Origin of the sequence: Amycolatopsis sp. NPDC049159 (assembly GCF_040648295.1) — a bacterium.
GTDB classification, from domain to species: domain Bacteria; phylum Actinomycetota; class Actinomycetes; order Mycobacteriales; family Pseudonocardiaceae; genus Amycolatopsis; species Amycolatopsis pretoriensis_A.
Genome location: NZ_JBEZDL010000020.1, coordinates 107,513 through 121,847 on the forward strand (window position 1 = coordinate 107,513; position 14,335 = coordinate 121,847).

The window sequence follows — 14,335 nt, forward strand, 5'->3', positions numbered from 1 at the left end:
CTTCCACCATGGAGAGAACCGGCGCCCCCGTGGGGGTTCCGGCCGGCTTGCGACCCGGATGGCCTAGCGGGCCCCGTACGCGCCCCCGTTCACGTGCACGACCTGCCCGGTGATGTGCCCGGCGCCCGGCGCGGCCAGGAACACCACCGTTTCGGCGACTTCGTCCGGGGTGCCGGCCCGCTTGTCGAAGGCGACGGAGACGCGCGCGTTCACCCATTCTTCGGAAACCGTGCCGTGGAAGAACTCCGTGTCGAGGGTGACGCCCGGCGCCACGACGTTGGCCGAGCCGGCGGCGCCGAGCTGCCGCGCGAGGTCGGTGTTCCACGCCTCGATCGCCGCTTTCGCCGCGCCGTAGGAGCCGGAGCCCTGCTTCGCCGCGATCGAGCCGAGGGTCACCACGCGCACGCCGTCCGCGAAGCGCGGCTTCAACGCCGTCGTGACGAGGACCGCGGAGACGACGTTGGCCTCGAAGTTCGCGCGCCACGCGTCGGCCAGCCCGGCCAGGTCGCCGGGCGCCGGCGCCTCGCGGACCCGGTCGGTGTTGCCGCCGGCGTTGTTGACCAGGACGTCGATCCGCTCCGGCAGCTCGGCCAAGGCGGCCTGCACCGCCGCCGGGTCGCTCGCGTCGAAGACCACTGCCCGCGCGCCGATCCGCTCCGCCGCGGCTTCGAGCACGTCCTTGCGCCGCCCGGTGACGGTCACCCGCTCGCCCGCCGCCGCGAACCGGGCGGCGATCGCCAGCCCGATACCGGTGCCGCCGCCGGTGACCACGATTTCCCGCTGTTCGCTCATACCGCCATCTTCACCGAGGAAAGCGCTTACCCACCACCGGGTTCCCAGCGACCGGGACACGGAACGCGTGTTCGTCAGGAAAGTTTACGAAGGGGGTTGACGCGCCGCCACCGCCCGGCGAACCTGGGAGCCACGCCGCAGTCATCGTCCGTCCAGTCCTCCCGGAGGCAGCATGACCCGGCGCGCGCTCGTGCTCGTCGTGACCCTGTTCCTCGCCCTGGCCACCGCGCTCACCACCGGTGGCACGGCGAACGCGGCCACCACGCAACCGACCTTCCTCACCTTCTACGGCTGGTGGGACAACACGCCGCCCGGCGGCGACATCTCCTACCCGCAGATCCACGACACCGCGGGCGGCAAGGGCAGCTACGCCGACCCGATCACCTTCGCCACCAGCAGCGACGAACTCAAGCCCGGCACCAAGGTCTGGGTGCCGCGGGTCAAGAAGTACTTCATCATGGAGGACGGCTGCGACGAGTGTTCCGACGACTGGAACAGCCAGGGCCCGAACGGCGGACCCGGGCTGCGCCACATCGACCTCTGGCTCGGCGGCCAGGGCGGCAGCGCCTTCGACGCGATCGACTGCGAGGACGCGCTCACGCACTACAACCCCGACAACACGCCGGTGATGGAGCCGGTCGTCGTCGACCCGCCGTCGAACGAGCCGTACGACGCGACGCCGATCTTCAACACCGGCACCGGTGAGTGCTGGGGCGGCGCGCAGCCGAACACCACGGTCGGCCAGTACCGCAACACCTCGACCGGCACCTGCCTCGAAGCCCCGGGCAGCGGCACGACGCTGAAGGTGGCCGCCTGCACCGGAAGCGCCGCCCAGCGGTTCACCTTCCACGGCGCTTTCCTCGTCATCAACGACAAGTGCGCGGGCATCTCGGGCAGCTCGATCGTCCTGCAGACGTGCAGCGGCGGCCCGGCCCAGCAGTGGTCGATCAACCCGGACGGCACGATTTCCGACATCCAGACGAGCAAGAAGTGCTTCCGCGCCTCGGGCACCACGCTCACCGCGGGCAGCTGCTCCGGGACGCAGGCGCGGTGGACGTTCACCGCGGCGGGCAGCACCTCGGGCCTGAGCGTGACGCCGTCGTCGGTGTCGGTCGCGCCGGGCGCGTCGGCGACGGCCACCGTGACGGCCACGGACGCCGTCGCGCTGTCCGCGAGCGGCGCCCCCGCCGGCGTCACCGTGTCCTTCGCCCCGGCGTCGGTGCCGGCGGGCGGGAGCTCGACGGTCACGGTGGCCGCCGCCGCCAACGCCGCACCCGGCTCGGCGACCGTCACGATCACCGGCGGGACGAACACCGCTTCGCTGGGCGTCACGGTCACCGGGGGTGGCGGCACCGAAACCCTGCTCTCGCAGGGCAAAACCGCGACGGCCTCGTCGACCGAGTCGGCGTCCTACCCGGCGAGCGCGGCCTTCGACGGCAACCTGACGAGCACGCGCTGGGCGTCCAAGGAAGGGTCGGCGTCGGAGTGGCTGCGCGTCGACCTCGGCGCCGCGAAGGCGATCTCGCACGTCAAGCTGAGCTGGGAAGCCGCGTACGGGAAGGCGTACAGCATCCAGACCTCCGCCGACGGCACCACCTGGACGACGATCTACAGCACGACCACCGGCAACGGCGGCGCGGACGACCTCACCGGGCTCTCGGGCACCGGCCGGTACGTGCGGATGAACGGCGTCACGCGCGGCACGGCGTACGGCTACTCGCTGTACGAGATGCAGGTGTACGGCACGGCCTGAGTTGCCGGATCGGCAACACGATTTGCCTCTTCGGTGACGTCCTCCGCATGCTGGGGACGTCACCGAGGAGGAACCATGGCCCACGCGCACGACCAGCCGATGATCGTCGAGAACATGCTCAAGCAGGAGTTCTGGGAGGAGATGTACCAGCGCGACGAGCACCGGATCTGGAGCGGGAACGTCAACGCGAACCTCAGCTCCGAGGTCGCCGGGCTGACCCCCGGGCACGCCCTCGACCTCGGCTGCGGCGAGGGCGGCGACGCGATCTGGCTGGCCAAGGCGGGCTGGACGGTCGACGGCGCCGACATCTCGACCGTCGCGCTCGCCCGCGCGGAAGAAGCGGCGAAGGAGGCGGGCGTGACCGTCCGCTGGCTGCACCGCGACATCCTGAAGTGGCAGCCGGAAGAGCAGTACGACCTGATCTCGGCGCAGTACATGCACCTGCCGCCGGCCCTGCGCCGCGACGTCTTCACCGCGGCCGCGGCGGCGATCAAGCCGGGCGGGTCGCTGCTGGTCGTCGGCCACTCGCCGAAGGCCATGCGCGAGTTCGACGGCCAGAAGCCGCCGGAGGAGCTGTACTTCGAGCCGGAGGAGATCACGACGTTCCTGGGCGACCCGTGGCAGTGGGTCGTCGAGACGTGCGAGACGCGCGGCGAAGGGCACCACACCGACGCCGTCTACCGCGCGAAGCGGCTGGAGGCATGAGAAAGGCCCCCTTTCACGCGCCCTCGACGCGTGTGAAAGGGGGCCTTCCGGCTTCTTGTCAGGCGAGCTCGAGGCCGTACGCCTGCAGCTCCAGGGTGAGCGGGTAGAAGTAGCTGGTCACGGTGTCGCCGCCGGACAGCGTGCCGAGGCCCTTCTCACCGTCGTACGCCGGGCCGCCGGAGTCGCCGTGGTCGGTGTGCGCGGTGGTGCCGAACTCGTGGTTGAGCACGCCGACGTCGAAGTTGACCGACTCGTCGACCGAGGTGACCTCGCCGCTGCCGCCACCGGTGGTCGAGCCCTGCTTCTCGATCTGCTCACCGACGGTCGGCTCGGCCGCGGAGGTGATCTTCTGGCCGGTGTTGATCTCGCCGGGGCCGGAGCCGTTCGGGCGGGTCAGCAGGCCGGAGTCGGCACCGGGGCAGTCGCTCTCGACGACCTCGGCCCCGGAGACGTCGCCGCCGGACCAGGTGCCGCCGAGGTTGGTGCAGTGCCCGGCGGTGAGCAGGAACGGCTCGCCGCCCTTGGTCACGTTGAAGCCGAGCGAGCAGCGGCCCTGGCTGTTCTGGATGGCGTCGCCGTCCTGGATGTGCAGCTCGAGCTTGCCGGTCCGGTGCTCGACGCGGACGCTGTCGCCGTACTTCGCGGCGGCCGCGGACACCTTGTCGGCGGTCTCCTTGCTGGCCGCGTCGTAGACCTTCACCACGACCTGGTTGGTCTTGGTGTCGATGCCCCACGCGGTCTGCGGCACGTTCTTCACCGCGTCCAGCTGGTTCTTGACGCCGGTGAGCGCGGCGAAGGTGTGCTTGACCTTCTTGGCGCTGAGCCCGGCCTCCTGCACCTTCTGCAGCGCGGCGTCGTCGACGACGTTCACGACGGCCTTGCCGTTCTCCAGGTAGACACCCCCGGAGGCGGCGCCCAGCGTCTGCGCGACCTGGGTGGCGTTGGTGATGGCGTGGGCCTGCATCTCGGCGAAGGGCAGTGGGGACGCGGTGGCCGCCGACGCGCACACGCCGCTCGTCAGCGCCACTGCCGACAAGACGGCGAAGGTCTTGAGAGCGGTCTTCCGGGGAGTCATCAACTTCCTCCAGTTTGCCGGTTCGAAGCCTGCGCCGGTCACTTTCGTTGCCGAGCAACCAACGCAACACCGACGAAGGTTGGTTAATAACCAATAGAACCGGACATACCTCTCCTTCTGGACCCGTACGGCCCAGCGCCACTCACGCTTTCGGCCCAGCCGGCGGCCCTTCGCGACGGTCAGTGGGCGAGCGACGCGGCGGCCGGGTTCCCCCGGAACGTCATGAACGAGTCGTTCACCGCGCCCGGCGCCCTGAACGAGTCCTTCAGGGCATCCCAGTAGCCGAGTGCAGCTCTCGACCCGCGCCCCCGCTCACCCGCCAGCGCGGCGACATCCCACACGAGCCGTTTCAGGGCACCCGGACCGCCCGGCTCTCCCGCCGGCCCTCAGCCCTTCGGCCAGCGCACGTGGTCCTCGTACCCCGGGTTCTTCCGCAGGTACCCCGCGATGAACGGGCACACCGGCACGATCTTCCGCCCCGCCGCCACGACGTCGTCCAGCGCGCCCGCCGCCAGCACCTTGCCCAGTCCCTTCCCGGCGAACGCGTCGTCGATCTCCGTGTGCGTGAACACCGTCAACTCGCCGCGCCGGTCGTAGAACGCCATCCCCGCGAGCTTGTCGCCGACCCACACCTCGTAGCGGCTTTCGTCCGGGTTGTGGGTCACTCGGGTTTCCTCGGTCATGCGCTCTCCTCGCTCGGGGTTCGTCCCCCATCGTGCGATGGCCGCCCGGCCGGTGCTGACCGGGTCGTGACCCCCGCTGGGCCGGCCGGGGGACGCGTCCGGCCCGTTCGTGTGCAACCCGGCCGCGGGCCTTGGCGGGCACCGGCGTCCTTTGGTTGCCTCACAGGGTGCCTGAGCAGCCCTTCGTCCTCCCCGAGTTCTACCTCCCCCACCCCGCCCGGCTGAACCCGCACCTCGAAGGCGCGCGCGTGCACAGCAAGGCGTGGGCGGCCGGGCTCGACATGATCGACGTGCCGCAGCACGGCACCGTGATCTGGACCGAGCACGACCTCGATTCCCACGACTACGCCCTCCTCTGCGCCTACACCCACCCGGACGCCGGCGCCGAAGAGCTCGACCTGATCACCGACTGGTACGTCTGGGTCTTCTACTTCGACGACCACTTCGTCGAGCTGTACAAGCGCACCGGCGACATCGACAGCGCGCGCACCCACCTCGACCGGCTCGAGCGGTTCATGCCCGCCGACGGCGAAATCACCGCGAAGCCGGAGAACCCCGTCGAACGCGGGCTCGCCGATCTGTGGGCCCGGACCGTGCCGCACCGGTCGGCCGGCTGGCGGAAGCGGTTCATCGACAGCACGAAGGCGCTGCTGGACGAGTCGCTGTGGGAGCTCGCGAACATCAACGAGGGCCGGCTCGCCAACCCGATCGAGTACGTCGAGATGCGGCGGAAGGTCGGCGGCGCACCGTGGTCGGCGAACCTGATCGAGCACTCGCTGCACGCCGAGGTGCCGGACCGGATCGCCGCGACGCGGCCGCTGGAAGTGCTGCGCGACTGCTTCGCCGACAGCGTCCACCTGCGCAACGACCTCTTCTCCTACCAGCGCGAGGTGCAGGACGAAGGCGAGCTGTCCAACGGCGTGCTCGTGCTCGAGGAGTTCCTCGGCATCCCGACCCAGCAGGCGGCCGACGCCGTCAACGACCTGATCACCTCGCGGCTGCACCAGTTCGAGCACACCGCGCTCACCGAGGTCCCCGCGCTGTTCGACGAGCACGGCGTCGACCCGGCCGCCCGCGCGGCGACGTTCGCCTACGTCAAGGGGCTGCAGGACTGGCAGGCCGGCGGGCACGAGTGGCACCTGCGCTCCAGCCGGTACATGAACGAAGGGGCGCCGACCGGCCCGGAGCCGGGTGCCGTGACCGGGCTCGGGACGTCCGCGGCGCGCATCTTCGCGTCGGTGCTCGCGACCGCGCCGCAGCGGCTGCGCGCGTACTCCCACACCCCGTTCGGCGAGGTTTCGACGCCGCGGCCGTCGTTCGAGGTGCCGTTCCCGCTGCGGCTCAGCCCGCACCTGGAGTCCTGCCGCAGCCGCAACGTCGACTGGGCGCGGCGGACCGGCTTCCTCGACGGCGTCGTCTGGGACGAGCGGAAGCTGCGCGCCGCGGACCTGCCGCTGTGCGCGGCGGGCATCCACCCGGACGCGACGGCGGACGAGCTGGACGTCACCAGTGACTGGCTCACCTGGGGCACCTACGCCGACGACTACTACCCGGTGGTGTTCGGCCCGACCCGCGACCTCGCGGCGGCGAAGGCGGCCAACCTGCGCCTGTCGGCGTGCATGCCGCTGGACGGCTCGCCGGCGCCCGCTCCGCTGAACGCGCTCGAGTCGGGACTGGCCGACCTGTGGGCGCGAACGGCACCGGCCGACCGGCTTCCGGTGCGGCGCGCGGTCGACACGATGACGTCGAGCTGGCTCTGGGAGCTGGCGAACCAGGCGCAGAACCGCATCCCGGACCCGATCGACTACATCGAGATGCGGCGCCGGACCTTCGGCTCGGACCTCACCGCGGCTCTCGCGCGCCGGGGCGCCGTACCGGCCGAGCTGGCCGGGACCCGGCCGGTGCACACGCTCGAAAACAGCGCCGGCGACTACGCCGCCCTGCTGAACGACCTGTACTCCTACCGGAAGGAGATCCGGTTCGAGGGCGAGCTGCACAACGGCGTCCTGGTGGTCCGGAACTTCCTGGACTGCACCGAGGACCGCGCCTTCGCCGTGGTCGGCGACCTGGTCCGGGCCCGGCTCGCCGAGTTCCGCCACACGGCGGACGTCGAACTGCCCGTGCTGCTCGCCGGCCGCGGCCTCGCCCCGGACACGCTCGACGCGTACGTCGAGCACTTCCGGAACTGGATGGCCGGGATCGCGCACTGGCACGAAAGCGTCGGCCGGTACACCGACACCGAACTCGGCCACCACCCCCGGCTCGGGCAGCCGACCGGGCTCGGCACGTCGGCGCTGCGCATCTCGTCCCTGCTCCCCGCGGGCCGCTGACGTGCCGACCGACAAGCAGGTCCGCGTCGCCGAGCTGCTGCACGAGATCGGCATGCACCGCGAAGCCGAACAGGCGCTGCGCACGGACCTCCGCGCGAGGTGGCGCCGAGCGCGCCGGCGCCTCCGCCTGCGGTGGGCCAAGCGCCGTCAGCTCGCCCGGCGCTAGCGAGCCGTCACCGGGCAGCGTTGTTCGCGCCACTCCGCCGGGCGTCCGCGCCACCCGAAGGCGATACTCGACACCGTGAGCGGCTTCAACCTGCGATTCCTCGGCCATTCGACCGTCCGGCTGGAACTCGGCGGCCGGGTCGTGCTGACCGATCCCGTGCTCACCGCCCGCGTCGGCGGGCTCACCCGGGTCGTCCCGCCGCCGCCACCGGAGACCTACGCGGACGTCGACCTCGTGCTGCTCTCCCACCTGCACGGCGACCACCTCCACCCGCCCTCCCTCAAGCTGCTCGGCCGTGGCACCCGGATCGTCGCCCCGCGCGGGGCCGGGGCCTGGCTCACCAAGAAGGGCTTCGACCACGTCGAAGAGATCGCGCCCGGCGAGACCCTGACCGAAGGCGGGCTGACCGTAACCGCCACCGAAGCCGTCCACTCCGGGCACCGGTGGGGGCCGCGGCTCACCCACGGGCCGCAGAGCCCCGCCGTCGGGCACCTGATCAAGACCGCGGAGACGACGGTCTACAACGCCGGCGACACCGACCTCTTCGACGGCATGGCGGGCTTCGGCCCGGTCGAGGTCGCTCTGCTGCCCGTCTGGGGCTGGGGGCCGAACCTCGGACCCGGCCACCTCGACCCGGCCCGCGCCGCGAAGGCCGCCGAACGCGTGCGGGCCCGCGCCGCCGTGCCCGTGCACTGGGGCACCCTCGCCGTGCCCGGCCTGCGGCGGACCGCCCGGATGCGCCGGCTGCTCGCCGACCCGCCGCGGGTGTTCGCCGCCGAAGTGCGCAAGCACGGCATCGCCACCGAGGTCCTGTTCACCGAACCGGGCGCCGAAGTCGCGCTCCCCGCGCGTGAGGACCGCACGTGAACTGGACCGACCCGGCCGCGCTCGGCTACCCGGCCGTGTTCGGCGGTGTGCTGCTCGGCTCGATCATCCCGATCGTGCCCACCGGGGCCGTGGTCGGCGCCGCGGCCGCCGTCGCCACCACCACCGACCACCTCTCGCTGCCGCTGGTGATCGTCCTGTCCGTGCTCGGCGCCTACCTCGGGGACGTCGTGACGTTCGGGATCCCGCGCCTGGGCAGCGAAGCCGCGTTCCGCTGGATCAGCCGCCGCCAGCCCGCCGAACGGCTGGAGAAGGCCCGCGACCAGTTCACCCGCCGCGGCTGGCAGCTGATCGTGATCGGCAGGCTCGTCCCGGCCGGCCGGATCCCGGTGCTGCTCGCGGCGGCCGCGTTGAGCTACCCGTGGCGGCGCCTGCTGCCGGCCGCGCTCGTCGCGTGCGTGCTCTGGGCGACCGCGTACAGCCTGCTCGGCATCCTCAGCGGCGGCATCTTCGACTCCCCCCTCGTCGCGACCCTGCTGGCGACGGTGCTGGTCCTGCTGGTCACCGTGGCGCTGAACCTGATCTCCCGGTGGCGGCGCAAGACCAAGGAGCGAGTGTGACGACGACCGCGCCGAAGGGCAGGCTGCTGCGCGGCGGCCGCGCCGTCGCCCGGATCCTGCTGGTCTGGGCCGCCGTGACCGGCGCGCTGCGGCTGCTCGACGTCCTCCTGCCCGGCTTCCGCATGACGCACTGGTGGCAGCCGACGGTCTGCGCGCTGCTGCTCGGCCTGCTCGCCGGCGTCGGCTGGCCGCTCGTCATGCGGATCGCCTACCCGCTGGCGTTCTTCACCTTCGGCCTCTTCGGGTTCCTGCTGCTCGGCGCGGGCACGCTGGCCGTGTTCAAGACCGTGCCCGGCGTCGAGATCGACGACTTCCGGACGGCGGTCATCGTCACGGTGGCGATGGCCGGCGTCGGGGCCGTGATCTCCAGCCTCCTCGCGATCGACGAGGACGAGATCTTCTTCCGCCGCGCGAACCGCCGCCGCCGTCGCCACGCCGCCGCGCCCGGCGACGCCGACCAGCCGCCGGGCGTGGTGTTCCTGCAGATCGACGGCCTCGGGTTCGACACCGTCCGCCGCGCGATCCGCGACGGCGACATGCCGACGTTCGCCGCGTGGCTCGCCGAGGGCAGCCACGCGCTGACTCCGTGGCACACCGACTGGAGCTCCCAGACCGGCGCGAGCGTCTGCGGCATCCTGCACGGCTCCAACCACGACATCCTCGGCTTCCGCTGGTACGAAAAGGACCGCGACCACGTGATGGCGTGCGCGCACCCGACCGACGCGGCCGAGATCGAGCGGCGCCACTCCGACGGCCGGGGCCTGCTGTCCGGCGACGGCGCGAGCCGCGGCAACCTGTTCTCCGGCGACGCCGACCACGTCAGCCTCACCATGAGCTCGATCCCGGTGCTGGTGCCGAAGAAGCTGCTGCGCCGCCACCGCGACCGGTTCGGCGCGGGCTACTACGCCTACTTCGCGAACCCGGTCAACGCGTTGCGCACGTTCGTCGTCGCCTTGGCCGACGTCTTCCGCGAGATCACCGCCGCGGTCCGCCAGCGCCGCGCCGGCGTCGTGCCGCGGGTCCCGCGCGGCGGCTGGTACCCGCTGGCCCGCCCGGGCACGACGGTGATCGCGCGCGACGTCGTCGTGTCGGCGATCCTCGGCGACATGCTCGCCGGGCGGCCGGTGGTGTACGCGGACTTCCTCGGCTACGACGAGGTCGCCCACCACTCCGGCATCGAGCGCTTCGACACCCTTTCCGTGCTGCGCTCGATCGACCAGCAGATCGCGCGGCTGCACCGGGCTTCGCGGCTCGCCCCGCGCCGCTACCACGTCGTCGCGCTGTCGGACCACGGCCAGACCCAGGGCCAGGCGTTCTCACAGCGGTTCGGTGAGACGATCGAGGCGTACGTCGGACGGCTGTGCGGCGGTTCGCCGTCCGCTCTCGCCGGCAAACGACGCCAGGCCGAGAGCTGGCAGATCAACGCCGCGCTGGCGGAGGCGACGAAGAGCGGCGGCCTGATCGCGCGCCGGCTGCGGGCCCGCGTCGAGGACGCGGAGTGCGCCGACGACCGGCCGCGCACGACGTCCGGTTCCCCCGGCGCGGTCACCCGGGTCGCGCCGGGCGTGGTCGCGGTCGTGTCCGGGCACGTGGCGATGGTGTCGTTCACCGAGCACGAGGGCCGCGTCGAGCTGGAGACGATCGAGCGCGAGTTCCCCGACCTGCTGCCCTCGCTGGTGGACCACCCCGGCGTCGGGTTCCTGCTGGTGCGCAGCCGCGAATTCGGCCCGGTGGTGCTGGGCCGCGACGGCCTGCACCGGCTCGCGACGGGCGTCGTGATCGGCGAGGACCCGCTGCTGCCGTACGGCCCGCACGCGGCGGACCTGGTCCGGCGCGTCGACACGTTCCCGCACTGCGCGGACGTCATGATCAACAGCCGCTACGACCCGGACTCGGACCAGGCGTCCCCGTTCGAGACGCACGTGGGCTCGCACGGCGGGCTCGGCGGACCGCAGCAACGCGGCTTCGTCGTGTACCCGCGCGAGCTCGGTTTTCCCGGTGCGGTCGTCGGGGCCGAGGCCCTGCACCGGGTGTTCCGGGGGTGGCTCACGGACCTGGGTCACCCCGCCCCCGTTCCCACCGCTGTTTCGGAGGTCGTTTCGTGAGTCTGACGGTGTACGGCGCTTCCTGGTGCCCGGACGTCAAGCGCAGCCGCGCGCTGCTCGACGGGCTCGGCGTCGAGTATTCCTATGTGGACGTCGAGGCCGACGCGGCCGCCGAAGCCCGCGTCCGCGAGCTGCAGGACGGCGCGCGCCGGATCCCCACGATCGTCTGGGACGACGGCAGCTTCCTGGTCGAGCCGTCCGACGACGAGCTGAGCGCGCGCCTGTGAAGCTGCTGCGGGAAGTGCCGCTGGGCACGCGGGTCGTGGTGCGCTACCGGATCGAGGGCGGGCTCACCGACGCACTCGGCGAGCTGGTGGCGCGCGACTCCACGACGTGCACTGTGGACACCCGCCGCGGTCCGGTCGTGGTGGAGTTCGCCGCGGTCACCCTCGCGAAACCCGTCCCACCGCCCCCGGTGCGGCGCTCGCGCTTCGACGAACTGGTGGCCGAAGCCGCCGCGGTGCCGGTCGACGGCTGGGACTTCTCGTGGCTCGACGGCCGCGCCACCGAGGCCCGCCCGTCGTGGGGCTACCAGCGCCTGCTGGGCTCGCGTCTCGCGGCGGTCCGATCGGCCCTGGACCTCGAAACCGGCGGCGGCGAAGTCCTCGACGGCTGCCCTTCGCTGCCACCGCTGACGATCGCGACCGAGTCGTGGCCCCCGAACGTCACCCGAGCCTCGGCCCGGCTCGCACCCCGCGGGGTCACGGTGGTGTCCACATCGGACTTTCCGTTCGCCGACAACGTGTTCGACCTGGTGTCGAGCCGCCACCCGGTGACGACGCCGTGGCCGGAGATCGCCCGCGTCCTCCGCCCGGGCGGCACGTACTTTTCCCAGCAGGTCGGCCCGGCGAGCGTGTTCGAGCTGGTGGAGTTCTTCCTGGGCCCGCAACCGCTCGAGGCCCGCACCAGCCGCCACCCGGACCACGCGACCGCGGCAGCGACGGCGGCGGGCCTGGAGGTGACCGACCTGCGCTCGGAGTCCCTGCGCACGGAGTTCTTCGACATCGGCGCGGTGGTTTACTTCCTGCGCAAGGTGATCTGGATGGTGCCGGGCTTCACGGTGGAGCAGTACCTGCCGAAACTGCGGGAGCTGCACGAGCTGATCGAGCGGGACGGCCCGTTCGTGGCGCACACGACCCGGTTCTTGATCGAAGCCCACCTGATCGAGTGATGAACGGACGTTCGAACGCCGGTAATCTTGGTGCGTGGACAGAGAAGCGTTGTGGCAGACGGACGCGGAGGCTTTGGCCGACCGTCTCCGCGGGCTGCTCACCGTTGTGCGGTCTGCCGAGGCGGAAATCGGAACTCTGCTGGTGGAAATCGAATCCCGCGGGGTTATGGAACTGTTCGGGTACCGCTCGGTTGCCCGGTTACTTGAGCACCTCGCCGACATTCCCCATACGGCTGCCCAGCGCACCGTCACCCGAGCCCTCTCCCTTACCTCTGCGCACACCCTTGACTCGCTGCCCGTTGTCGCTCCCGCCACCGGCGTCGCCGCTTTGACGGGTGCCCTGAGCACGCCGATGATCGACACCATCATCACCGCCCTCACCCCCATCCCCCTCGAACACCGCGACTCCGCCGAACAGGACCTGCTCGCCTTCGCCGCCGACGCAGGCCACAAACAAGTCGCCGCCCTCGGCACCCGGATCCTGGCCCACCTCGACCCCGACGGCGCCGAGCCGGTCGATGTCGAGCCCGCCACCCCCACCCGCGAACTCTCGTTACGCCGCAGGCGCACCGGAACCTGGGAACTCACCGGCCGGTTCGACGACGAGATGGGCACCCGAGCCAGCGCCCTACTCGATGCCTTGGCCGAACGCCGCACTTCCGACGACGGCGGAGACTTCCGTTCCCCACAGGAACGCTACGGCGACGCCTTCTCCGACGCGATCGACCTCGCGCTCAACTCCCCAGAGCTCCCGACCCAGGCCGGTGAACGCGCCCACGTCCTAGTCGCCGTCTCCCTGTCGGACCTGCAATCCGGCCTCGGCTCGGCGACCCTGGGCGACACCGGCCTGATCTCGGCCGTCGAGGCCCGGATCCACGCCTGCGACTGCAAGCTGATCCCCACCGTCCTCGGCGCCAGCAGCGAACCCCTGGACTTGGGGAGAGCCCGCCGCCTGATCTCACCCGGCCTCCGCCGGGCCCTGTTCTTACGTGACCGAGGCTGCGCCTTCCCCGGCTGCCACCGCCCACCCCGGCACTGCCAAGGCCACCACATCCGCCACTGGGCCGACGGCGGCCCCACGGACCTGGCCAACCTGGTCCTGCTCTGCGCCCACCACCACCGCCTGATGCACCGCTCGGGCTGGCAGGTCCGCCTCGCGACCGACGGCCACCCCGAATTCCTACCTCCACGCTTCCTGGACAAACACCGAAAACCCAGGCGCAACAACCTGCACCAGCCACTGCCCTTCGCAGCCTGACACAACCGGACACGGGAAAGGCCCGCAGCCATTGGCTACGGGCCTACCCCCACGTCTCCGCCTGCTCCCACGCCTCCTCCGCCTTCGAAGTCAGTTCAGAATGAGCTTGCGGCGGTAGATCGCGGAGCAGGCCAGGCTGAGGATGATTTGGTGGACGTCGGCGCGTCGTTCGGTTCGGATGCGCAGGCGGCGGAAGTTCTTGAGCCAGGCGACGGCGCGTTCCACCGGCCAGCGCACTTTGCCCAGGCCGGAGCCGTGCTCGACGCCACGGCGGGCGATGGTCGTACCGGCGGTCGGCGTAGAGCCGTCGCGGCCGGCGTCGTGGTTCGCCGACTACGCCGCGGATCGGTGGGATGGCGTCGAGCGGCGGGATGAGCTGGGTGACGCCGTTGCGATGGCCGCCGGTCAGCGTCACGGCGGGCGGGGTGCCGTGGGCGTCGGTGATCAGGTGGTGCTCGGAGCCGGCTTTGCGGCGGTCGACCGGGCTGGGCCCGGTGTGATCCCCCCTTTGAGGGCGCGCAGATGTGTCGAGTCGACCAGCACGGCCGACAGGTCCAGCAGACCAGCGGCACGCAGTTCGGCGAGCAGGCGTTCGTGCAGTTGCTGCAGACGCCGGCCTCGTGCCATTCGGTCAGCCGCCGCCAGCAGGTGGCTCCGGAGGCGCCGAACAGGGCTGTTGGCGGGCGGTTTCAGCCGATGCCGGTGCGGATGACGTACAGGATGCCTTCGAGTGCGGCGCGGTCGTCGGCACGCTTGCGGCCGGGGTAGCGGAACCGCTGTGGATGCACCGGAAGGAGCGGCTCGAGCCGCTGCCACAGCTGGTCGGTCAGAACCTCGTCACGCATACGAAGG

The 14,335-nt window shown here is 71.6% G+C and carries 13 protein-coding genes and 2 pseudogenes; 11 read left to right on the plus strand and 4 right to left on the minus strand.

Annotated elements, in window-relative coordinates:
* Nucleotides 1–63: 63 nt before the first annotated feature.
* Nucleotides 64–792, minus strand: a complete 729-nt coding sequence (locus tag AB0B33_RS33070) for an SDR family oxidoreductase (protein WP_360778979.1) — start codon at nt 790–792, stop codon at nt 64–66.
* 172 nt (nt 793–964) lie between these two features.
* Here AB0B33_RS33070 and AB0B33_RS33075 point away from each other — a divergent pair, with 172 nt between their 5' ends.
* Together AB0B33_RS33075 and AB0B33_RS33080 are read left to right on the plus strand one after the other, a co-directional pair.
* Nucleotides 965–2,545 carry a discoidin domain-containing protein gene (locus AB0B33_RS33075; RefSeq protein WP_360778982.1) on the plus strand — a complete coding sequence of 527 codons (1,581 nt, stop codon included), beginning with the start codon at nt 965–967 and terminating at the stop codon, nt 2,543–2,545.
* A gap of 75 nt (nt 2,546–2,620) precedes the next feature.
* Complete coding sequence (locus AB0B33_RS33080) at nt 2,621–3,250, plus strand: class I SAM-dependent methyltransferase (RefSeq protein WP_360778985.1); 630 nt, start codon at nt 2,621–2,623, stop codon at nt 3,248–3,250.
* Between the two features lie 58 nt (nt 3,251–3,308).
* Here the strand turns inward: AB0B33_RS33080 and AB0B33_RS33085 are convergent, their stop codons facing one another.
* Entirely contained in the window at nt 3,309–4,325 is a 1,017-nt protein-coding gene (locus AB0B33_RS33085) for a S1 family peptidase (RefSeq protein WP_360778988.1), read from the minus strand.
* 386 nt (nt 4,326–4,711) lie between these two features.
* Nucleotides 4,712–5,008 (minus strand): GNAT family N-acetyltransferase, encoded by a 297-nt coding sequence (locus AB0B33_RS33090; RefSeq protein WP_360778991.1) that lies wholly within the window; start codon nt 5,006–5,008, stop codon nt 4,712–4,714.
* A 167-nt stretch (nt 5,009–5,175) separates the two neighbouring features.
* Here AB0B33_RS33090 and AB0B33_RS33095 point away from each other — a divergent pair, with 167 nt between their 5' ends.
* The 9 genes and pseudogenes from AB0B33_RS33095 (at nt 5,176) to AB0B33_RS33135 (ending at nt 13,483) form a co-directional block, all read left to right on the plus strand.
* Nucleotides 5,176–7,338: a germacradienol/geosmin synthase gene (locus AB0B33_RS33095; RefSeq protein WP_360778994.1), complete on the plus strand. Its 2,163-nt coding sequence runs from the start codon at nt 5,176–5,178 to the stop codon at nt 7,336–7,338.
* Nucleotide 7,339: 1 nt separating this feature from the next.
* A complete protein-coding gene (locus AB0B33_RS33100; RefSeq protein ID WP_247014222.1) occupies nt 7,340–7,504 on the plus strand; it encodes a hypothetical protein in 165 nt (54 codons plus the stop codon).
* 75 nt (nt 7,505–7,579) lie between these two features.
* On the plus strand, nt 7,580–8,371 hold the full coding sequence (locus tag AB0B33_RS33105; protein WP_360778997.1) for an MBL fold metallo-hydrolase: 792 nt from the start codon (nt 7,580–7,582) through the stop codon (nt 8,369–8,371).
* On the plus strand, nt 8,368–8,949 hold the full coding sequence (locus tag AB0B33_RS33110; RefSeq protein ID WP_360778999.1) for a VTT domain-containing protein: 582 nt from the start codon (nt 8,368–8,370) through the stop codon (nt 8,947–8,949). Before AB0B33_RS33105 ends, AB0B33_RS33110 begins: the two co-directional genes overlap by 4 nt.
* Nucleotides 8,946–11,054, plus strand: a complete 2,109-nt coding sequence (locus AB0B33_RS33115; RefSeq protein WP_360779002.1) for a phage holin family protein — start codon at nt 8,946–8,948, stop codon at nt 11,052–11,054. The genes AB0B33_RS33110 and AB0B33_RS33115 overlap by 4 nt, the downstream gene beginning before the upstream one ends.
* Nucleotides 11,051–11,281 carry a glutaredoxin domain-containing protein gene (locus AB0B33_RS33120; RefSeq protein ID WP_247014230.1) on the plus strand — a complete coding sequence of 77 codons (231 nt, stop codon included), beginning with the start codon at nt 11,051–11,053 and terminating at the stop codon, nt 11,279–11,281. Before AB0B33_RS33115 ends, AB0B33_RS33120 begins: the two co-directional genes overlap by 4 nt.
* A pseudogene (locus AB0B33_RS33125) lies at nt 11,278–11,481 on the plus strand (ferrous iron transport protein A); the annotation flags it as partial. The gene AB0B33_RS33120 and the pseudogene AB0B33_RS33125, both read left to right, overlap by 4 nt.
* Nucleotides 11,470–12,225 carry a class I SAM-dependent methyltransferase gene (locus tag AB0B33_RS33130; protein WP_360779264.1) on the plus strand — a complete coding sequence of 252 codons (756 nt, stop codon included), beginning with the start codon at nt 11,470–11,472 and terminating at the stop codon, nt 12,223–12,225. The pseudogene AB0B33_RS33125 and the gene AB0B33_RS33130, both read left to right, overlap by 12 nt.
* A 34-nt stretch (nt 12,226–12,259) precedes the next feature.
* Nucleotides 12,260–13,483: a DUF222 domain-containing protein gene (locus AB0B33_RS33135; RefSeq protein ID WP_360779005.1), complete on the plus strand. Its 1,224-nt coding sequence runs from the start codon at nt 12,260–12,262 to the stop codon at nt 13,481–13,483.
* Nucleotides 13,484–13,573: 90 nt separating this feature from the next.
* On the opposite strand, the pseudogene AB0B33_RS33140 reads toward AB0B33_RS33135, so the two are convergent.
* Nucleotides 13,574–14,328, minus strand: a pseudogene (locus AB0B33_RS33140) (IS5 family transposase).
* Nucleotides 14,329–14,335: the final 7 nt, after the last annotated feature.

What these genes read in the sequence shown, in the direction of transcription:
- AB0B33_RS33090 (WP_360778991.1), bottom strand. Translation starts at nt 5,008, where the DNA reads ATGACCGAGGAAACCCGAGTGACCCACAACCCGGACGAAAGCCGCTAC.
- AB0B33_RS33075 (WP_360778982.1), top strand. Translation starts at nt 965, where the DNA reads ATGACCCGGCGCGCGCTCGTGCTCGTCGTGACCCTGTTCCTCGCCCTG.
- AB0B33_RS33085 (WP_360778988.1), bottom strand. Translation starts at nt 4,325, where the DNA reads ATGACTCCCCGGAAGACCGCTCTCAAGACCTTCGCCGTCTTGTCGGCA.
- AB0B33_RS33080 (WP_360778985.1), top strand. Translation starts at nt 2,621, where the DNA reads ATGGCCCACGCGCACGACCAGCCGATGATCGTCGAGAACATGCTCAAG.
- AB0B33_RS33070 (WP_360778979.1), bottom strand. Translation starts at nt 792, where the DNA reads ATGAGCGAACAGCGGGAAATCGTGGTCACCGGCGGCGGCACCGGTATC.